The following is a 21806-nucleotide window of genomic DNA, read 5'->3' as shown; positions in this document are numbered from 1 at the left end:
TTCAATTTTGAGTCAAGGGTATACTCCTGTTAACTTAGGTCTTTTACGAATTAACCCTAGCACTAATGGATGCCCTGTTAAAAGAAAAAATTATAGGCCAAGGCATGAGCCCAGGCCCTGTTGAAGAACAAATCAACAACTTTAAGAACGGATTCCCTTTTTTGACCATTACAGCACCTGCCACACCTGTGGACGGGATCAAAGTGATGACTGAGGAAGAGCTCAATCATTTTGTGGAGACCTACCCCATGAATGCCGCCTCCATTGACGTTGTCAAGTTCGTTCCAGCTTCTGGCGCCGCATCTCGAATGTTCAAAGATTTGTTTGCTTTCTTGGATGGAGACGGTGATTTGTCCAAAAGTGCTTTCGTTCAGAAATTCATCGATAAAATCGAAAAATTCGCTTTCTACGATGATCTGAATGCTGTTTTAGAAAATAAAGGAACCAGTATTTCAGATTGCCTGGATAGAAAGGATTACAAAGAAATAGTTGCCTTTCTCCTTTTAGATGATGGATTGGGCTATGGAAACCTACCTAAAGGTTTGTTGAAATTCCACTCTTATCCAGATGGAAGAAGAACTCCTGCCTATGAGCACTTGGTAGAAGGCATGCAGTATGCGGTAGGACATGGAAATACTGTTCAAATCCATTTCACCGTTTCTCCAGAGCATGAAATCAAGTTTAAGGAAGAAGTCAATGGCATTATTGCCCAATTGGAATCCTTGACCGGCTTGAAATTCAAAGTGACATATTCCGAGCAAAAAAGAGCTACCAATACGATTGCCGTTACGATGGAAAATGAACCATTCTTGGAAGAGGATGGAACAATCCTTTTCAGACCTGCGGGACATGGAGCCTTATTGGAAAACTTGAATGATATTTCAGCAGATCTGATTTTCATCAAAAACATCGACAATGTTGTTCCTGACAGACTCAAGCCAGAAACCAAAAAGTATAAAATGGCAATTGGCGGACTTCTATTGGAAATTCAAGCTAAGGTATTTGCCGCTTTGGAAGAATTAAACAGAGAGTTTTCTCAAGATACAGTAGACCAAGCTCAAAAAGTATTTACAGAGGATCTAGGTGCCAAATTACCAGAAAGTTTTGATGATAAAACGATGGTCGAGAAGGCTAATTTCTTGAAAGGAAAGCTAAACAGACCAATAAGAGTTTGCGGAATGGTAAAAAATACCGGTGAACCAGGCGGTGGACCTTTCTGGATTTTGGAGGATGATGGAAGTCAATCGCTTCAGATTTTAGAAACAGCACAAATCGACTTGGAGGATCCTGAATCCAAAAAGCATATGATGGCCTCTACGCACTTCAATCCTGTCGATTTGGTTTGTGGAACCAAAGATTACAAAGGCAAAGATTTTGACCTTTTGGAATACAGAGATATGAAAACTGGTTTTATCACTGAAAAATCAAAAAGTGGTAGAGATTTAAAAGCTTTGGAACTCCCAGGTCTATGGAATGGCTCCATGTCTGGATGGAACACCTTATTTGTAGAGGTTCCTTTAATCACTTTCAACCCAGTGAAGACTGTAAATGATCTTTTGAGAGACGAACACCAATAAAAGAAAGTCAGAAAGCTAAAATGAAAAAGCTGAAATCGACAAGTAGTCAATTTCAGCTTTTTTTATGATTTTCAGATTTGAGAATTGAAAATTGAATCTTGTCTATTCTTCCCTTTTCCCTTCATATAAATCATACTTGAGCAGACGGCAATCAATCGTTCCATTCCAAAACTCGATCCTTCTACTTGCCTTCAAGCCGACTTTTTTTGCCAACTCCATATTTCCGGTAAAAATATATCCTCTATAACCAGCACATTGCTGCTTCATGAAATCACCCATCCTTTTATAGGTCAAAGCCAATTCGGTCTCTTCCCCTAGCCTTTCCCCATATTCGGGATTAAACATGATCACTCCTCTCGGTCTTTCTGGAATTTCAGTATCGGCAAAATCACAAACCTGAAACTCAATCATATGATCCACACCTGCGGTGATCGCATTTTCTTTTGCAAAAGAAATCGCCTGTAGAGAGATATCTGAGGCTATAATTTTCACCTCAGGTACTTCCATGATCTTATTTTGGATCTTTTTAATTTTTGCCTGGTAGGCATTTTCATCATAGCCCAAAATGGACATGAAAGAATAATGATCCCGGTATAAGCCAGGGAATCGTTTTGTAGCCATCAATGCCGCCTCAATGGCCAAAGTCCCAGAACCACACATTGGGTTGATAAAGGGTACTCTGGTATTCCATTCCGTAGCATAAATAGTCGCAGCTGCCAAATCTTCCATCATTGGAGCCTTTCCGGGAATTTTTCTGTAGCCATGCTTCGCCAAAGTTTCCCCAGAAGTATTGATATATAAGGTAGCTTGAGTCCCTTTCCAGAACATCTGGAAAACAGCCCCTTGAAACTCAGAACCGGAATCAGGTCTTCTGCCGAATTTCTCCCGGAAGCGATCTACGATAGCATCTTTGACTTTCACATTGACAATCAATGGCGTAGTCACAGTTTCATTGTCTACAACAGAATTGATGGAAAAATAGCCATCCACATCCAGGTAATCCTCCCAAGAAATAGCTTTCACCCTTCTATAGATATCATCTGCATGACGCAAATAGAATGACTTGATTTCAAACAAAACATGGGAGGCAGTTCTCAAATGTAAATTTAAATCCATGCAATCCTCCATAGAAGCGATCAGCTCTACTCCAGTTCTTTGGACTGACTCAGGCACAAAGCCTAACTCTCTTATCTCCTTTTCCAAATAGGAAACAGATCTATCCTTGCAGGTAACAAAGACCTTTCTTCTTTCATTAAAATCAAGCATGCACAAAAGTAGGAATTTCAAACCAAAGGAATTCAATGAAAATTCAATCCTCCATTGGTAAAAAACAGTCCTATAAGTCGCAATCGATTGCGTAACTTACCTATAAATCGACTTGCTCGAAACCACCGAAATGGTCAATTTAGATTGTTACAAATACCCTAAATAATGAAATACAAAACGATTTTAGGCCTTTTTGGCGCTTTAGCAATATGGGCATCTGCCTGTTCCTCTCCACAAAAAGAGACCACCTCTGATGATGGTTGGAGAGATTTATTTAACGGAAAAGATTTGACCGGATGGAAGCCACTTGGAGGAGAGGCAACTTTTGATGTAGAAGATGGAGTTATAGTGGGAAGAGCTGTTGCAAACACCCCAAATACCTTCCTTGTTACAGAAGAAACTTTCGGCGATTACATTGTAGAGTTGGATCTAAAAATTGAAAATCTAAGCTCCAATTCAGGTGTGATGGCTCGTGGTCAATTTGATCCCAATGCCAATGATGGTCAAGGAAGAGTTTTTGGTTATCAAATCGAAGCGGACCCAAGTGAAAGAGCTTGGTCTGGTGGATTGTATGACGAAGCTAGAAGAGGATGGCTTTATCCTTTGGACCTGAATCCAGAGGCTAAATCAGCTTTTAAAATGGGAGAATTCAACCATTACCGAATCGAGGCTATTGGGGATGAAATCAAAACTTGGATCAATGGTGTAGAAGTCGCCTACGTAGTAGATGATATGGACGCAACTGGTTTTATCGGTTTGCAGGTCCATGGAATCAGAAACCCAGAAGACGCTGGCAACAAGACCTACTTCAAAAATGTGAAAGTCAAAACAGAAAACTTGGATCCTATGCCTTTCAGCAAGGACATTTTCGTAGTTAATAACAGATTGAATGAATTAACAGAATACGAGAAATCCAAGGGCTGGAAATTGCTTTTCAATGGACAGAACTCTGATGGATGGATCGGTGCTTACAAAGAATCTTTCCCTGATCATGGTTGGTCAATCACAGATGGTATTTTGACTATTGCTGCAACTGACGGAAGTGAATCTACCAATGCAGGTGATATCGTAACAACAGACGAATATTCAGCTTTTGACCTTGCTTTTGAATTTAAATTGACTGAAGGAGCCAATAGTGGTTTGAAATATTTTGTAACACTTTCTGAAGGAAACTCAGGTTCTGCCATCGGTTTGGAATATCAAATCCTAGATGATGAAAAGCATCCAGATGCAAAAATGGGGATAGAAGGAAACAGAACGCTTTCCTCTTTGTATGATCTAATCAAGGCTGACAAGCAGTCTCGTTTCATCAAACCAATTGGCGAATGGAACAAAGGCAGAGTGGTAGTATATCCTGACAACAAAGTAGAGCACTATTTAAATGGTGTCAAAGTAGTGGAATATGTAAGAGGTTCCCAAGAGTACAAAGATCTGGTAGCAATCAGCAAGTATAAGAAATGGGACAACTTTGGTGAGGCAGAAAAAGGTCGAATCCTGTTACAGGATCATGGCGATGAAGTAAGCTTCAAAAACATTAAGATTAAAGAATTGAAATAAGACCCAAAATCCATGAGTAAACAAAACAGAAGAGAGTTTATCAAAAAAAGTAGTGCTGCGACACTAGGACTCTCTGCATTAGGAGCAGTAGGATTTTCAGCGAAATCTTATGGAAGAATTCTGGGAGCCAATGATCGTCTCAATGTTGCGATAGCAGGATTGGGTAGAAGATTGGGAGCCTATTATCAACCCATAGCAGCTGAATCAAGCAATGTCAACTTACTTTATCTATGCGATGTCATGGATAGTCAGATGACCAAAGCTGCTGCAAACTTCTCAAAACATATCTCCTATCAGCCCAAATTGGAAGGTGATATCATGAAAGTTTTGGAAGACTCCGACCTAGATGTATTGATCAATGCAACTCCTGATCACTGGCATGCCCCAGGGACCTGGTTAGCATTGGAAAGAGGGAAACACGTTTACGTTGAGAAACCCTGCTCCCATAATCCAAAAGAAGGTGAGCTTTTGATCGCATTTCAAAAGAAATATGATAAAGTAGTCCAAATGGGAAACCAGCAGAGATCTTCGCCGGAAAGTCGTGAAATCATTTCTGCTATTCATAATGGAGCTATTGGAAAGCCTTACAAAGCATTAGCTTTTTACTCTAATCAAAGAGGAAGAGTGATAAACCCTACTCCTGCTGCTCCACCGAGCGGATTGAACTGGGATCTCTTTCAGGGGCCAGCTCCAAGAAAAGCCTATCAGCATGACACTTGGGATTACAACTGGCACTGGTACGGTTGGGATTATGGAACTGCCGAAACAGGAAACAACGCAACACACGAGCTAGATGTAGCCCGCTGGGCACTGCAGGTAGATTACCCTAGCCACGTCAATGTAGATGCGGGAAAATACCATTTCGTAGATGATGGATGGACGATGTATGATACCATGGAAGCTCAATTCAAATTCGCCAACGGATCTACAATCGTCTGGGATGGAAAAAGCCGAAACGGTTACAATACATATGGTGCCGACAGAGGAACCATCATTTATGGATCTGAAGGAAGCGTATTTGTAAACAGAGGAGGTTATAAGCAATTTGATAGAAGTGGCAAGTTGGTCAAAGACAGTTCTTCAGCCAGTAATGAGGCTGGAACAGCTCTTGGCGGTGGAGGTGACATGAGTACCACACACGTTCAAAACTTCTTCAATGCAGTACGAGGAAAAGAAAAGCAGAACTCAAATATTGAGGAGGGTGCAGTGAGTACACTACTGTGCCATTTGGCAAATATTTCTTACAGATCTCAAGAGCAATTGATCTGTGATCCATCCAATGGTCATATCACCAACTCTAAAAAAGCCCAAGCTCTATGGAGTAGAGAATATGAAAAAGGCTGGGAGCCACCAAAAATGTAATGTAGTTTATATATAGAAAATTGCAAAAGGTCAAATTATATAATTTGACCTTTTTTAGTTCCTTTATTTTTTCCGAAATCGTTTTCCTTATATAGAATATATTTTAGATAATTTTTCCACACCTTTTTTTCACTTTAAGCAATTTTTCCACAGAAAAATTACCAAGTTTTTACCTTTCTGATTAACAGGAATTTAAACGCAATCGATTCCGTAACAAACTTATAATAAGGTATTGTTAAGATATTTTAATCTGCCTAATTTTTTGTTTGTATTTCACTTTGTTTAACCACACTTAAACAAGTGTTTATACACTTTATTATCTATCTATTAACAAAAACCTAAAATTTATGCGTACAAAACTTTACACCTATTGGATGGTGGCGCTGATCTTTGTCTTGGGTATTACAAATACCTATGCACAAGATCAACAAATCCGGGGGGTAGTCTTCGATGAAGATGGTTCTCCTTTACCCGGTGTTACCATTTTATTAAAAGGTACTACACGAGGTACCACTACTGATCTAGATGGTGAATTCGCCATCTCCGCTCCTTCTACAGGAGTTTTGGTTTTCTCATTCATTGGATACAACCCAACAGAAATAACGATTGGTAACCAAAGCCAAATAAATGTGACTATGAGTCCAGATTTAGCAGATCTGGAAGAAGTCATTGTAGTTGGTTATGGTACTGCAAAGAAAAGCCAATTGACAGGGGCTATTTCATCAGTTGGTTCCAAAGAAATTCAGGAACTGCCAATTACAGATGCCAGACAAGCCCTTCAAGGTCGAGCTGCCGGTGTTGACGTAACCCAGCCTGGTTCGAAGCCGGGTTCTGCTCCTCAGGTAAGGATCAGAGGACGTAGATCATTCAACGCTTCCAACGAACCACTTTATGTAGTAGATGGAATTCCAATTGTAGGTGGATTGAACGACATCAACCCTCAGGATATCACTTCCATGGAAGTACTAAAAGATGCCTCAGCAACGGCCATTTATGGTTCCAGGGGCTCCAATGGTGTGGTTTTGATCACTACTAAACGAGGAACAAAAGGAAAAACTATAGTATCACTTGATTCCTATTTTGGTGTGAATAAAAAGCTCGGTACAATTGATGTATTTAACGGTGCTGAATTTGCTGAATACAAAAGAGAGTCCAGGAGAGCAAGTGGTGAATATCCTGATGGTCCAGCAACACAAGCTGCAGATGAGTCTTTATTTGAGCCTGTTGAATTAGAAGGAATTGCATTGGGTAGAAGTACAGATTATGTTGGTGGCCTTCTTAGAAATGGCGCAATCCAAAGTCATCAAATCGGTGTAAGTGGTGGATCAGAGAAAACCACTTTCTTCGTTTCAGCCAACTACTTTAATGACAAAGGTGTAATCATCAACCAGGATTATACCCGCTATACCTTCCGAGCTAATATTGATCATCAGATCAATAAGAAAATCAAATTTGGAACCTCCACCTTAGTTTCTTTCAGTGAAAGAAACGGAGAGAATTTTAATCCACTTGGAGGAGCTTTGGCAGAAAACCCATTAGGAAAACCATATGATGATGAAGGCAATCTTATTTTCCTTCCTACTTCTGATGGTTTGCGAACAAATCCATTTGCGGAAATTGTGCCGGGTGCTCAAGAGGATTTGACCAAAAACTACAGAATTTTCAATAGTATCTATGCAAATTGGGAAATTGCCAAAGGCCTAAATTACCGTTTTGTATTTGGACCAGATATCACCATAAGTAGAAATGGACGCTTTACAGGCTCTCTTACCAACTCGAGACGTGGTGGAGATGCAACGGGAAGCGTAAATGATGAATTTACTTTTAATTATACTTTGGAGAACATTTTGACCTATAATAAGACGGTCAATGAGGTTCACAACTTCAACTTAACAGCCCTTCAATCCATACAAAAGGACCGATTTGAACAATCTACTATCAGTGTTTTGGGCATTCCTGCTGAATCCCAGCTTTTCCATCGGTTAGGAGATGCTTCACAAATTACTGGAGCCAATACTTTATTGACTGAATGGGCATTGATGTCATTCATGGGGAGATTGAACTATGATTACAAAAACAAATACCTTTTGACGGCTACTTTGAGAGCTGATGGTAGCTCCCGATTCGGTGAAAACAACCGATTTGGTTACTTCCCTTCTGTTGCATTGGGTTGGAATATCCACTCTGAAGATTTCATGCAGTCTTCAAAAGTATTTGATCAATTGAAATTGAGAGTATCCTATGGTTCAATTGGTAACCAAGCGATTACACCGTATCAGACCCAGGCATTATTGGGAAGAACTTCCTATGCATTTGATAACTCTCCTGCTTATGGATATAGACCAAATACAATTGGTAACCCAGATTTGAGATGGGAAACTTCATCTACATTTAATGCAGGTTTGGACTTTGCTATTTTCAATAGCAGAATCTTCGGTTCATTGGAATACTATATTACCAACACCTCAGACCTTTTGGCGCCTCAGCCTCTACCTAATTCAATCGGTTTTGGAGGATTTACCACAAACATCGGTGAAACTCAAAACAGAGGTATTGAGTTGACACTTTCCACTTTGAACATTGAAAAAGGTGATTTTATGTGGTCTACTGACTTCATTTTCAATAGAAACAGAGAGGAAATCATTTCCCTACCAAATGGAGATGATATTTCTGCTGGAAGATTCATTGGGCAACCTTTGACCATCTTTTACGACTGGAACAAGATTGGTATTTGGCAATTGTCTGAATCTGATTTAGCTACTTCATTTGGAGATAAGCCAGGAGAGATCAAGGTTGAAGACATCAATGGAGATGGCAAAATCAATGCTGATGACAGACAATTCCTAGGATCTGTTGTTCCAAAGTTTGCTTTGGGTATGACCAATAGATTCACCTACAAAGGTTTTGACCTTTCTTTCTTCCTGTATGGCAGATTCGGATTTATGATCAGATCCCAATTCCATACTGGCAACAACACTTTGGCAGGACGATATAACAACTTGGATGTGGATTACTGGACTCCAGACAATCCGACGAATGAGTTCCCTAGACCAAACGTGAACCAGGAAAGTGCAAAGTATGCTAGCTCCATGCAATATTTCGACGGCTCATTTATCAAAGTGAGAAACATCAATTTCGGATACAATCTTAACCCTGAAGCAGCTAAGAAGATCGGCTTAACCAGCTTGAGATTGTATACAAGTATCCAACAGCCTTTCATTTTCGCAGAATATAGATCCAAGTACAAAGGAATAGATCCTGAGGTCTTTATGGATGGAGAACAAGGAGTAGCTGCTGGTTCAGTCAATGCCAATGTGGCACCTGCGGTAACTTCTTTCACATTTGGTATCAATGCAAAATTCTAAAGAGAGATGAAAAATTTAGCAATAAAAATGAACACATGGGCTAAAACTACAGCCCTAGCAATAGGATTTACAGCAGCAGTTTCCTGTAATGGTTTTTTAGAAGAAGATGTAATTTCTCAAATCGGAAATGATTATCTAAATACCCCAAAGGGACTTAATGATGGTATCAATGCGGCCTACAGCACCATGCGCGCATGGTATGGAACAGAGCGAGGCAACAACTTCACTATTTTTGGGACAGACATCTATACAAATGGTGCTGATGGTTCCTGGAAATTCATGAATACTTACACCAATCAGTTTGATTCCCAAAATGGGCATGCTCGTGAGGTATGGGATGAATTATATCGAGGAATCAACACCTGTAATGCTGTAATCGACCGATCTGTAAATGTAACTGGGGTTAGTGAAGAAGTTTTACTTCAGAGAATAGCTGAGGCTAAATTTATTCGCGCTCATCATTATTTCATTCTTGTCCAGCTTTTTGGAGGTGTGGATTTGCAATTAGCAGAAACGGTCATACCAACCAAAGAAGTGACTCGGGCATCTGTAGCTTCTATCTATGCAGCCATTATCCAAGACTTACAAGAGGCTATCCCAAATTTGGAAGCTAAAACACAATCTTCAGATTATGGAAGAGCCACGAGACCAGCTGCTGAGCACCTTTTGGGTAGAGTTTATTTAACAAAAGGAACCTCTGAAGCTGCAGAATCATCTGATTTTGCAAATGCCGAGCCGCTATTGCAAAATGTAATATCAAATTATGGGTTTGAATTGCTTCCGGACTTCGGGGATGTTCATGCCTTCGGCAATGAGATCAATAATGAGGTCATCTGGTCAGTACAATATACCAGAGATCCATTGACGAATGGCGGTGGGAACAATGCTCACGTGTTTTTCCTAATGGAATATGATGTACAACCAGGAATGCAAAGAGATACAGAAAATGGTAGACCATTCAAGAGATACAAACCTACCGATTATACTCTTGATGTGATCTTCGCAGATCGTGTTAATGATTCCAGATACAAAAAGTCATATCGTGACAACTTCCTTTCCAACAAGCCTGGCACCTACAATACCACTTTTGACAAGTCAAAAGAGACTGTGACTTTTGCGCAAGGAGATACCACGATGTGGCTTCCAGGATATAACATGTCTGAGGCTGAAAGAGCGAAATATCCTTATCAGGTTTTAACTCCTGAATTGTATACTGAGCGTCTTTTCCCTGCCTTGAAAAAGCATATGGACCCAGGAAGAGCTGATAGAACTCAATTTGCAGGAGGTAGAGATTATATCGCCTTTAGATTGGCTGATACCTATCTGCTTTTGGCTGAGGCTCAATTCCGCCAAGGAAAAACTGCTCTAGCTACTGAAAACATCAACATGGTCAGAAAAAGAGCAGCTTTCGAAGGAAAAGAAACCGATATGGAAATTTCTGAAGGCGATTTGACTTTTGAATTTATCACAGAAGAAAGAGCCCGTGAATTGATCGGTGAGCAAACCAGATGGCTGGATCTGAAGAGATGGGGAATTTTGGTGGAGAGAGTAAAAGCTTACAATCCTCAAGGAGCTCCAAATATCCAAGACTTCCACGTCTTGAGACCTATTCCACAGAACCAAATAGATAGAGCTGAGGGCAATGCCAGCGCATTCCCTCAAAACCCAGGTTATTAATAATTTATTGGGTTATTAATTTGATTAGCTGCCTTGATATTCGAGGCAGCTATTTTTTTATCTCTTTTTACAAATTTTTCAAAGGCAAAAATTCCTGATTTTTATCATGGCTTGGCGAGACATATACTAGGTATTGCCTGTGCTAATGGAGATAATTTTACTGAATTAAATTGTCAAAATATTCGCATTACCTATATGAGTACTATTTCTCAACAAAATCCCCCTCATTCCTTTCATATTCCTGTGATGGGCTTGGGATATACTGTAGATAGCCCTATTAAAGTAGCTCACCTCGGAATTTCCAGCGTTATCTCCATCATGGATGATCAACTCTTGGAAATGATGAGAAAAATTTATTCTGAAAAGCATCATCTTGAATTTCATCCTATTCATGAAAAGGAGGAAGATTCAAGAGCTAAGCGGATCACTGCTTTTTTGGATTTGACTCATTATCTGGTCGATAAGCAACTAGATGAAGTCAAAAATTTTGAAAATCTGGACTCTCCTCTTCTCCAAAAGTACATCCAATTGCTCCCTGACAACCACCCTTTGGTTGGTCTAGTCAAATCTTTGGAAGGGAAAGAAATTTCTGAAAAAGAAAGAATTGAAATTCAAAATTTGATCAAGCCAGGGAAAATTGACATTAATATCATGACCAAGGTCGATAAGATCAACTATGATGAAAATGGCAATCCCCTATCCAGAGAGTATTCGGATGCACTTTCAGCATTGAGAGGCTATGCGAATAGTAAATTAGAATCATCCGTGATTTTCTCAGCGGGGATGAATCCTGCTTTGTTTGCCTATGCTGAGAATTTCGAAGACTTTTTCCCTGATGATTCAGGAAACATAAAGAAGAAAATCTGTCTGAAAGTCAGCGATTATAGATCTGCTTTGATCCAAGGTAAATTTTTGGCTAAAAAAGGGCTTTGGGTTTCAGAATTTAGAATAGAATCTGGACTCAATTGCGGGGGTCATGCCTTTGCCACGGATGGATTCCTGATAGGCCCCATTTTGGAGGAATTCAAAAGCAATAGATCCGAATTGAAATCATCTATACTCGAGATTTGTAATAAAACCTTGTCTGAAAGAGGAAACAACTCGATTCAGGAAAACCAAGAGTTAAAAATAACCTATCAAGGAGGTATCGGAACCTCAGAAGAAGATCATTTTTTAAGATCTCATTATGAATTGGATGGAACCGGCTGGGGAAGCCCATTCTTATTGGTTCCTGAGGCCACTTCCGTTGACCAGGACACCTTGAATAGATTATTAAAAGCCAAGCAATCAGACTATTTCCTCAGTGCTGCTTCTCCTCTTGGCGTTCCATTTAACAACCTAAGAACATCTAGTGGTGAGGATCAAAGAAAGGCTAGAATTGAGAAAAATAGACCCGGTAGTCCTTGTTACAAGAAGTTCCTTTCTTTCAGTACAGAGTTTACCGAAAAACCGATCTGTACCGCCTCTCGCCAATACCAAAACCTGAAAGCAAAGCTATTTCAAAAAGGAGAAGCCAGTGCTGAATCCTTTCAAGATACCTTAGAAAAAGATTGCCTATGTGAAGGATTAAGTGCGCCTGCTATCCTGGCAAATGGAGGTACTCCTAAACGAAATCTGAATGCAGTAACCATCTGCCCAGGTCCCAACTTGGCCTATTTCAAAGGTACTTTCAGCCTTCAGGAAATGGTGGATCATATATATGGTAAAATCTCCTTGAATCTGGATGCCAACAGACCACATGTATTCATCAAGGAGCTCCAACTTTACATTACATATCTTAAAAATGAACTCGAAAAGGTAGGACCTGAAATCAATGCACGGAAGCAATCCTATTTTGAAAAGTTCAAATCCAACATTTTGGACGGAATGGATTACTACAAGGGCTTGATCCAAGAATACACTCCTGACACCGATGAAATTCTGGATAAAATGAAATCCCAAATGAATCAAATCTGGCAGGAACTGGATGAATTATTACCCAAACAAGCTGTCAATGCTTAAACACAAAAAAGCCCTTTGAAATGATTCAAAGGGCTTTTTCATATTCTTTTTCGAAATGATTACCGAGCCATAGTAGACTCTCGAATTGTCAATTTACTTGGTATCACAATCACTTGATCTTTCAATTCATTATGACGCGGCTTGGTCAGTTTCTTGATCAACAATTTTGCGCACTCCTGACCAATAGTCAATGCCGGTTGAGTGATCGTCGATAGTGATGGACTCAGCAAACCAGCAGAGCTCATATTTGAAAATGTAATGATCTTCAAATCATCTGGAATACTGAGTTTGGTTTTTTTCACCGAATGGTAGGTAGCCAATGCCAATTTTTCTACAGAGGACAATATCCCATCAGGCCTGTTTTCAGACTTCAATAGCTCCGTAATCAATTGAATATTTTCCTCATCACTACGACAGCAATGCAGACTAAATGTTGGCTCTGGCTGCATCCCAGCTTCTTTCAATGCATCCAAGTATCCTCTATATCGCTCTTTGGTAATGGAAAGCTCCTTTGCCAGCATCAAAAAGGCAATTTTTTGACAACCCTGCTGGATCAGATGCTTAGTACCTTCGTAGGCACTTTCATAGTCATTAGTGATAAACTTCGTAGTAGGAATATCCGAACAAACTCTGTCAAAGAAAATGATTGGAAGGTCTCTTTGGTACAACTTTACCAAATGTGAAACGTCACTGGTCTGACTAGAAACTGACATCACAATTGCATCTGCTCTTTTATTTTGAAGAAGCGAGACGATCTTCTTTTCTTTCTCCACATCCTCATGGGTGCTGTAGACCAATAAATGGTATCCATGCTCATGAGCTATTTCCTCAATACCATCCATCACTTGAGCAAAAAAGTTATTGATTCGCTCAGGAATAATCACCGCAATGGTCTTACTTTTATTCTCCCTCAAGCTTCTTGCAAAGGGATTAGGCTGATAATTGAGCTTTTCAGCCATGCTGATCACCTTCTTCTTTGTCGCCTCCGAAATCTCGTAGCTATCGTTCAAAGCTCGGGAGACTGTAGAAGGTGCCAATTTCAGTTCGGCAGCCAATTCTTTTAAACTAATTCCATTACTCATGACTATTTTGGGTTGTTTGAAATAAAAGTGCTTGAAAATACGAAGGAAATAAAGTCTCTTCGTAAAAATCTTTAAAAAATCGCAATCGATTTCGTATTTAAATCTTAAAAAACCCTCATTTCAGGGTAAATTCAAGCATAAATAGCCAATCCTAAAACAAGGAAAAGTACCTATGATCTCTACCGAAGTCCAAACCAATTTCCTATCGGAAGACTTTCTTCTACAAAGCCCATACGCCAAAATTTTATATCATGATTTTGCCAAAAATCTACCAATCATAGATTATCACAACCACCTCCCTCCTAATGAGGTCAATGAAAATCGGAAGTTTGCAAATATGAGCCAGATCTGGCTTGCTGGAGACCATTACAAATGGAGAGCTATGCGAACTCTAGGGGTTTCAGAAAAATTTATCACTGGAGATGCATCCGACAAAGACAAGTTCGCAGCTTGGGCCAAATCAGTTCCTTACACCATGCGAAATCCACTTTATCACTGGACTCATTTGGAGCTAAGAAGGTATTTTGGTGTTGATGATCTATTAAGTGAGGAAAATGCCTATGAAGTATATAGTCATTGCAATGACCAATTGGATTCACCTGATTTCAGTACCAATGGCTTGTTGAAGCAGATGAATGTTGAGGTAATTTGCTCTACGGATGACCCTGCTGACAGCCTTCAGGAGCATGTAGAATTTGCCCAAAAAGCTGATTCCTTTCAAATGTATCCAGCTTTCAGACCAGATAAATCCTATGCTGTTGAAAATCCGGAAATCTACCTTTCCTACTTGGAAAAACTAGGAAAAGCGGCTGGAATCAAGATCAATACCTATGAGGATCTTTTGGCAGCTTTGGCCATTCGGATTGATTATTTCCATGATCGAGGCTGTCGCCTATCTGACCATGGTTTGGAGCAGCTTTACTTCTTCGAAAAAGAACAATACAATATTCAGGACCTATTTGAGCTCTTGAAAAACAATAAGACTTTAACTACTTCAGAAATCCAGTATTTCAAGTTTAAAACCTTAACGGCCCTTTGCAAAATGTATCATGCCAAAGGCTGGGTTCAGCAGTTCCACCTGGGAGCTTTGAGAAACACAAATCACAGAATGCTTTCTACCCTAGGACCTGACACTGGTTTTGATTCTATTGGTGATTTCGTGCAAGCAAAAGCCTTAGCTCAATTCTTCAACGAATTGGATTCAACAGATCAGCTGACCAAATCTGTGATTTACAATTTAAATCCTGGAGACAATGAGGTCTTCGCTACCATGGTAGGTAATTTCAATGATGGAAGTACTAAAGGAAAGATTCAGTTTGGATCCGGCTGGTGGTATTTGGACCAAAAAGACGGAATGGAAGCACAGATGAATACCCTTTCCAATATGGGCTTGATCTCCTGCTTTATTGGAATGCTGACAGATTCAAGAAGCTTCTTGTCCTTCCCAAGACATGAGTATTTCCGAAGAATCCTTTGTAATCTTTTCGGAAAAGATGTAGAAAATGGAGAATTACCTTGGGATGAGAAGTGGCTCGGCAAAATCATCTCAGACATCTGCTATTTCAATGCTAAAAACTATTTTGACTTTCACCCAACCAATATTCAAATTAAACCATGAGTAACCATCTTTTCTCCCTCCAGGGGAAAACAATTGCATTTTCAGGAGCCACAGGAGTTTTAGGCGAATCCATGAGCCTTCATTTAGCTCAAGAAGGTGCAACAGTTTTGATTTTGGGAAGAACACCAGCCAAAGTGGATTCCCTTGTAGAAAAAATAAAATCCGAAGGCGGAAAAGCCCAAGGATATATCTGTGATGTCACGGATGAAACTAGTTTAGCTGGGGCAGCAGAAGCCATTGAAAAAGACTTTGGTTCTATTGATATTTTGATCAATGCCGCAGGAGGAAATATGCCTGGAGCAGTCGTAACTCCGGATCAGAATTTTCTGGATTTAGACACTTCTTCTCTTCGCAAAGTAATGGATTTGAACTACATGGGAACTGTACTTCCAATCAAATTCCTACTTCCTCTAATGCTTAAAAACAATAGAGGTAATATACTGAATATCAGCTCAATGGCCGCAACAAGACCAATGACTCGTGTAATGGGTTATGCTTCAGCAAAAGCTGCGATTGACAACCTAACCAAATGGCTTTCTGTAGAATTGGCAGGTAAGCATGGACCGGAATTCAGAGTAAATGCAATAGCTCCGGGATTCTTTTTAACAGAACAAAACAGGACCCTTTTGACGGAGTCAGATGGCTCTCTGACCAAAAGAGGAAACCAGATCATCACCCATACTCCTATGGAAAGATTTGGAAAGCCTGATGATCTTCTGGGAGCGCTTCAGTGGCTTTGCTCAGATGCTTCTGCTTTTGTTACAGGAACAATCGTACCTGTAGATGGTGGATTCAGTGCCTATTCCGGCGTTTAATTTCGATTATATTTAATCCCAAAATAGATCTTTATGATTCCTAAAATGGAACAGACCATGCGTTGGTATGGTCCCAATGACCCAGTTAGCTTACAAGACATCCGTCAATCTGGTGCTACCGGAATCGTGACGGCTTTACATCATATTCCAAATGGTGAGGTTTGGTCAATCGAAGAAATCCAAACCAGAAAGAAAACCATCGAAGATGCTGGCCTGACTTGGTCGGTGGTAGAATCTGTCCCTGTTCACGAAAAAATCAAAACAAGGACCGACAACTTTGAGGAATTGATCTTAAACTATCAGCAAACGCTGAGAAATTTAGCTTCTGAAGGCATTTTTACGGTTTGCTACAACTTCATGCCTATTCTTGATTGGACCAGAACGGACCTTTTCAGAAAGCTTCCAAATGGCGCCACTGCTCTTTTTTACGAAAAGAAAGCAGTTCAGGCTTTTGACCTTTTCATTTTGGAAAGACCTGAAGCATTTTCCGAGTATAGCCAAGAAGAGATTGCTGCTGTGAAATCTTATTATGAAGCTTTGAGCGATGATAAGAAGCAATTGATCATCGACAATATTCTGAAAGGACTACCTGGATCAGAGATCGGTTATACATTGGATGAGTTCCGAGCTATGCTCAAAACCTATGACGGAATTAATGAAGCAAAACTTCAGGAGCATTTACGCTTGTTCTTAGACGCTATTGTTCCGGTAGCTGCAGAAGTTGGAGTTTATCTAACAATTCATCCTGATGACCCTCCATTCTCCTTGTATGGACTTCCTAGGATCGTTTCTACGGCAGCAGATGCAAGAAGAATCATCACCGACAATCCAAGCCCTCACAATGGACTTTGCTTCTGCACAGGAAGCTATGGAGTGCGTCCTGATAATGATTTACCTGCCATGGTTGCTGAATTCGGGGATCACATCAATTTCATTCACTTGAGAAGCACTCGAAGAGATGCCGAAGGAAATTTCTTTGAAGACAACCATCTGGACGGAAATGTTCCAATGGAAGCTGTCGTAGATGAAATCTTAAAAGTTCAGGAAAAGCGAGGAAAAAGCATCCCAATGAGACCAGACCATGGTCATCAGATGCTGGATGACTTGAATAAAAAGACCAATCCAGGCTATTCCGCAATTGGAAGGCTGAAAGGATTAGCAGAAATCAGGGGAATTGAATCTGCCCTGATTTATACCAGAAATAAGTAATACTCAAGCCAGAAATTAATTTCTGGCTTTTTTTATCCTGTTAAATGCGAAACTATTCCTTATTTTCGCAACGATTCAATTTTAACATCCCTCCAAATAAATGAAAAGAGTTTTGGTAAGCGGTGGTGCCGGATTTCTAGGAAGCCATCTTTGCGACAGATTATTGAAAGAAGGAAATGAAGTCTTGTGTGTTGACAATTTTTTCACCGGAAGAAGAAGTAACATCCACCATCTTTTAGACCATAAAAATTTTGAACTTCTAAGACATGATGTAACCCATCCTCTGTTTGTTGAAGTTGATGAAATCTACAATCTGGCATGTCCAGCCTCTCCTATTCACTATCAATTTGATCCCGTACAGACTACCAAGACCTCTGTAATCGGAGCAATGAATATGTTAGGCTTGGCCAAAAGGCTAAAAATCAAGATCCTTCAAGCAAGTACTTCTGAAGTATATGGAGATCCAGAAATCCACCCGCAGCCAGAGTCTTACCGAGGAAATGTAAATACCTTGGGTATCCGTGCTTGCTATGATGAAGGCAAAAGATGTGCTGAGACTCTATTCTTCGACTACCATAGACAACATGGGGTTCCGATCAAAGTAATGCGTATTTTCAATACCTACGGACCTCGTATGCACCCGAATGATGGTAGGGTTGTCAGCAACTTTATCGTTCAGGCATTGAAAGGCGAAGACATTACGATTTATGGCGATGGTATGCAGACCCGTTCTTTCTGCTACGTGGATGACAATATCCAAGGAATGTACAGTCTGATGAACTCCAGAGATGGATTTACAGGCCCAGTCAATATTGGAAACCCTGGTGAATTCACCATGTTGGAGCTCGCTAATGAGATCATAGAGCTGACCAACAGTAAAAGTAAATTGGTATTCTTGCCATTACCTCAGGATGATCCAATGCAGCGAAAACCTGTCATTGACCTGGCGAAAAAGGAATTGAACTGGGAACCTACCATCAAATTGAGAGATGGATTGACAAAGACTATCGAATATTTCGAAGGAGTTATTTAAAAAATATATTCCAGCGATTTAGACCCTCATTGGATTTCCATTGAGGGTTATTTTTTGTTCAATCAATAACCCGACTTTTAAACTTTCTCTTGACCTTAATTGCAGGAATCCAAGAAATAGCAAATTCAATAACTAAAAGTGGAATAATCCAACTGATCCATTCCAATGTTGAATCCCGCATTTCTGGAGACTCGATAAAAAAGAATAATTTTTCCTGTGGAATATCCCCTATCAAACGCAAGAATACAAATACCAAAGCCATCCCATAACTACGAATGGCAAATAGTCGATGGTCTTTGATATTTCCATTTCGAATGGTAATCCAAGCTGCAGCCACCATAAAAATCCAGGTCAGTGAAAGTAAAATCAATGAAACAATTGAGCCTTCTAGGTCAAGTCTCACTCCCAAAACGAAAGCCGAAATTCCTCCCAACAAAGATCCAAGGAGGTAGATTTTCCCCAAGAATCGATGAATTTTAACATTCTTGATTCGAAGACTTTTTGAAAATTGAAAAGGCCCTAAAATCAGAGGAGCCAAGGCGGTCAAAAAATGAAAGACATACCAAAACACTTTGGTTTCCAGATTTCCTTCTGTTAGGAATCTAAATCGAATACCTCTAAACAAATAAAAGGCACTCAAGAGGATGATCACCGACCAAAAAACTCTTGCAAGAATTGGTTTTTTCAAATGAATTCAAAGAAATAGAATGGATCTTCTTGGTCTAGTTTTGATCTAAAATAAGCCTTTTTGGGTCAATTTTCGATATTTCTAATCCATCCTGTTTTTGAAATCATAAAAAATAGAAAGCCTCAAATCAGAACCTTCACTTTTTGCAAGTATTTCCTCTTCTGAACATAGTAACTCCCGTTTATAAGCCCACCCATTTTCAGGTTCAATCCGATAGCAGTTTCTCACAAATCTGACCGTATTCATCAATTCTAACAAGGAATATTTGATTCCATGATACCTTCCTCCGTACAAAAAATAGGGGGTTATATTAAAAACCATTCTACCAATTTGTTGAGAATAATAATAATCAATCATAGATAAAGCTTGATCGTTGATATATACAATCCCTTCTAAAACAGGCATTTCTCCTTCATTTCCTGCACCAATCGGGAAGTAGTCCCCTTCCTCCTCCCGAAGGAAAAAAACCAACTTTTGACCATTTTGATAAGGTGTCCATCTCATTGCACAGGTCCAATTGATAAATCTTCTGATCTTAAGGAAGCCCCAATCATGATTCAAAGATTGCTCCACTCTTATTGTAATATAGACAGGTTCAACCTCCACGATTTCACCCACAACAATTTTATCTGAAATTAAGATAAGTTCATCGAGAGGGATTGGAGTATAATCGGCCTTGCACAGATTACTAAAAGTGAAAAAGAATAAGAAAAATAAAAGCTTCTTCATAGCGTGAATTTCTATGAAGTTATAAATATGAATTCCTTTTTACTGAAACTCTTCGTTAAACGTAGTTAAACCAATTAAAAAAGGCTTAAATCTCTTTAAGCCTTTTTTAATTCATGATTTCATCTTCTCCCCATATGAGCTTCTTTGATCTTCCTCCTTAGGATTTTGCCCACATTGGATTTTGGAAGTTCATCCGTGAAATAAACCTCTTTTGGCACCTTATAATTAGTCAAATACTGGTGGCAATGCGTAATTACTTGCTCTGATGTCAGTGATTTGTCTTTAGGTACAATATAAGCCACAACTTTCTCAGTGGATCGCGGATCTGGCATACCAATTACACCTACCTCAGTCACTTCATCCATTCCGGCAATACAATCCTCCACCTCATTTGGATAGACATTGAATCCAGAAACCAAAATCATTTCTTTCTTTCGGTCTACGATCTTGAAGAAACCATCCTCATCCATCACTCCGATATCTCCTGATTTAAACCAATCTCCATGCATAACTTTTGCAGTTTCATCAGGTCGATTCCAATAGCCTTTCATCACTTGTGGTCCTTTGATCAAAACCTCTCCTCTTTCGCCTAAGGGAACTTCATTCCCATCATCATCAGCGATCATCATCTCAGTATTCGGAAGTGGAATCCCAATAGTACCAATCCTCTCTGTTCCATCAATAGGATTACAGGAAGCTACTGGTGAGGTCTCAGTCAAACCATATCCTTCTGCCAATGGAACTCCAGTCAAAGATTTCCACTGCTCGGCAGTATATTTCTGAACGGCCATACCTCCTCCAACTGCGATTTTCAACTTTTTAAAATTCAAGCTTTTGAAAGAGTCCTGATTCAATAATCCATTGAAAAGAGTATTCACTCCAGTGAAGACTGTAAACTCATGTTTGGATAAATCCTTACAAAAAGCCTTCATATCTCTCGGATTGGTAATCAGCAAGTTATGAGCGCCAATTTTCATCATTGCTAAACAATTGACAGTCAAGGCAAAAATGTGATAAAGCGGTAATGCTGTCACAACCAATTCTTCTCTTTCTTTCAATTTTGGCTTCATCCAAGCAGAAATCTGCTGCATGTTGGCAACGATATTCCCATGGGTCAGTTCGGCTCCTTTTGAAACTCCTGTGGTTCCTCCAGTGTATTGCAAATAGGCGGTATCTTCCAGACTAATAGTTTCCTTGGAGAAGGAATATTTAGCCCCTTTTGCCAAGGCATCTTTAAAAGAAACTGCACCAGGAATGGAATAAGCTGGAACCATCTTTTTGATATGCTTGACCACCAAGTTGACGATAGTTCCTTTCAATCCTCCCAATAAATCTCCTAACTCAGTTACCACCACGTGTTTGGCTTTGATTTTACCCATAATCTTCTCAAGATTACTTGCAAAATTTGCAACGATAACCACCACATCGGCTCCTGCATCATTAAACTGATGCTCCATTTCGGAGGGAGTATAAAGTGGATTGGTATTTACTACAATCATCCCGGCACGCAACGCTCCAAACATTACTACAGGATATTGTAGCGTATTGGGCATTTGAATAGCAATTCTAGTTCCTTTCGGTAACTTGAGCTCTTTTGAAAGGTAGTTCGCAAAATTCGCACTTAAAGTATCCAATTCATTGAATGACATGGTTTTACCCATACATTCGTACGCTGTATCATTTTGATATTTCTCTACGCTTTCCTCGAATAAATCGACAACGCTAGTGTAAGCCTCGCAATTTACTTCCTTGTCTACCGATGCTGGATAATTTTTAAACCAAGGATATTCTTTCATTATCAGGTTTTTTGGGTGATTCTGTGGGTTC

Annotated in this window: 15 protein-coding genes; 10 read left to right on the top strand and 5 right to left on the bottom strand. The window is 39.8% G+C overall.

Annotation, left to right across the window (positions count from 1 at the left end; all coding sequences use genetic code 11):
- Positions 1-65: 65 nt before the first annotated feature.
- On the top strand, positions 66-1577 hold the full coding sequence (locus BUF13_RS00855; RefSeq protein WP_073569864.1) for a DUF4301 family protein: 1512 nt from the start codon (positions 66-68) through the stop codon (positions 1575-1577).
- A gap of 102 nt (positions 1578-1679) precedes the next feature.
- On the opposite strand, the gene BUF13_RS00850 is transcribed toward BUF13_RS00855, so the two are convergent.
- On the bottom strand, positions 1680-2843 hold the full coding sequence (locus tag BUF13_RS00850; RefSeq protein WP_073569863.1) for a THUMP domain-containing class I SAM-dependent RNA methyltransferase: 1164 nt from the start codon (positions 2841-2843) through the stop codon (positions 1680-1682).
- Positions 2844-3008: 165 nt separating this feature from the next.
- Here BUF13_RS00850 and BUF13_RS00845 point away from each other — a divergent pair, with 165 nt between their 5' ends.
- From BUF13_RS00845 to BUF13_RS00825, 5 genes are all read left to right on the top strand, one after another.
- A complete protein-coding gene (locus BUF13_RS00845) occupies positions 3009-4400 on the top strand; it encodes a 3-keto-disaccharide hydrolase (protein WP_073569862.1) in 1392 nt (463 codons plus the stop codon).
- Between the two features lie 12 nt (positions 4401-4412).
- Positions 4413-5762, top strand: coding sequence for a Gfo/Idh/MocA family protein (locus BUF13_RS00840; protein WP_073569861.1), 1350 nt, complete (start codon positions 4413-4415; stop codon positions 5760-5762).
- 347 nt (positions 5763-6109) lie between these two features.
- Positions 6110-9127 carry a SusC/RagA family TonB-linked outer membrane protein gene (locus BUF13_RS00835; protein ID WP_073569860.1) on the top strand — a complete coding sequence of 1006 codons (3018 nt, stop codon included), beginning with the start codon at positions 6110-6112 and terminating at the stop codon, positions 9125-9127.
- A gap of 6 nt (positions 9128-9133) precedes the next feature.
- A complete protein-coding gene (locus BUF13_RS00830) occupies positions 9134-10804 on the top strand; it encodes a RagB/SusD family nutrient uptake outer membrane protein (RefSeq protein ID WP_073569859.1) in 1671 nt (556 codons plus the stop codon).
- A 195-nt stretch (positions 10805-10999) separates the two neighbouring features.
- Positions 11000-12805 carry a hypothetical protein gene (locus BUF13_RS00825; protein WP_073570790.1) on the top strand — a complete coding sequence of 602 codons (1806 nt, stop codon included), beginning with the start codon at positions 11000-11002 and terminating at the stop codon, positions 12803-12805.
- Positions 12806-12864: 59 nt separating this feature from the next.
- Here BUF13_RS00825 and BUF13_RS00820 read toward each other — a convergent pair whose 3' ends face one another.
- On the bottom strand, positions 12865-13887 hold the full coding sequence (locus BUF13_RS00820) for a LacI family DNA-binding transcriptional regulator (protein ID WP_073569858.1): 1023 nt from the start codon (positions 13885-13887) through the stop codon (positions 12865-12867).
- Positions 13888-14059: 172 nt separating this feature from the next.
- Here BUF13_RS00820 and uxaC point away from each other — a divergent pair, with 172 nt between their 5' ends.
- The 4 genes from uxaC to BUF13_RS00800 all read left to right on the top strand — a co-directional run bounded on the left by uxaC (position 14060) and on the right by BUF13_RS00800 (position 18562).
- Complete coding sequence (gene uxaC, locus BUF13_RS00815; RefSeq protein WP_073569857.1) at positions 14060-15505, top strand: glucuronate isomerase; 1446 nt, start codon at positions 14060-14062, stop codon at positions 15503-15505.
- A complete protein-coding gene (locus BUF13_RS00810; protein ID WP_073569856.1) occupies positions 15502-16320 on the top strand; it encodes an SDR family oxidoreductase in 819 nt (272 codons plus the stop codon). Before uxaC ends, BUF13_RS00810 begins: the two co-directional genes overlap by 4 nt.
- Positions 16321-16353: 33 nt before the next feature.
- Complete coding sequence (gene uxuA, locus BUF13_RS00805) at positions 16354-17529, top strand: mannonate dehydratase (RefSeq protein WP_073569855.1); 1176 nt, start codon at positions 16354-16356, stop codon at positions 17527-17529.
- A gap of 100 nt (positions 17530-17629) precedes the next feature.
- A complete protein-coding gene (locus BUF13_RS00800) occupies positions 17630-18562 on the top strand; it encodes a UDP-glucuronic acid decarboxylase family protein (RefSeq protein ID WP_073569854.1) in 933 nt (310 codons plus the stop codon).
- A 58-nt stretch (positions 18563-18620) separates the two neighbouring features.
- Here the strand turns inward: BUF13_RS00800 and BUF13_RS00795 are convergent, their stop codons facing one another.
- From BUF13_RS00795 to BUF13_RS00785, 3 genes are all read right to left on the bottom strand, one after another.
- Positions 18621-19250: a DUF2306 domain-containing protein gene (locus tag BUF13_RS00795; RefSeq protein ID WP_073569853.1), complete on the bottom strand. Its 630-nt coding sequence runs from the start codon at positions 19248-19250 to the stop codon at positions 18621-18623.
- A gap of 81 nt (positions 19251-19331) precedes the next feature.
- Positions 19332-19979 carry a hypothetical protein gene (locus BUF13_RS00790; protein ID WP_073569852.1) on the bottom strand — a complete coding sequence of 216 codons (648 nt, stop codon included), beginning with the start codon at positions 19977-19979 and terminating at the stop codon, positions 19332-19334.
- Between the two features lie 119 nt (positions 19980-20098).
- On the bottom strand, positions 20099-21775 hold the full coding sequence (locus tag BUF13_RS00785) for an AMP-binding protein (RefSeq protein WP_073569851.1): 1677 nt from the start codon (positions 21773-21775) through the stop codon (positions 20099-20101).
- Positions 21776-21806 lie beyond the last annotated feature (31 nt).

Source organism: Algoriphagus zhangzhouensis (genome assembly GCF_900148515.1).
Taxonomy (GTDB): domain Bacteria; phylum Bacteroidota; class Bacteroidia; order Cytophagales; family Cyclobacteriaceae; genus Algoriphagus; species Algoriphagus zhangzhouensis.
The sequence above is the reverse complement of the archived record's forward strand: the minus strand, read 5'-3'. Positions and strand labels throughout refer to the sequence as shown.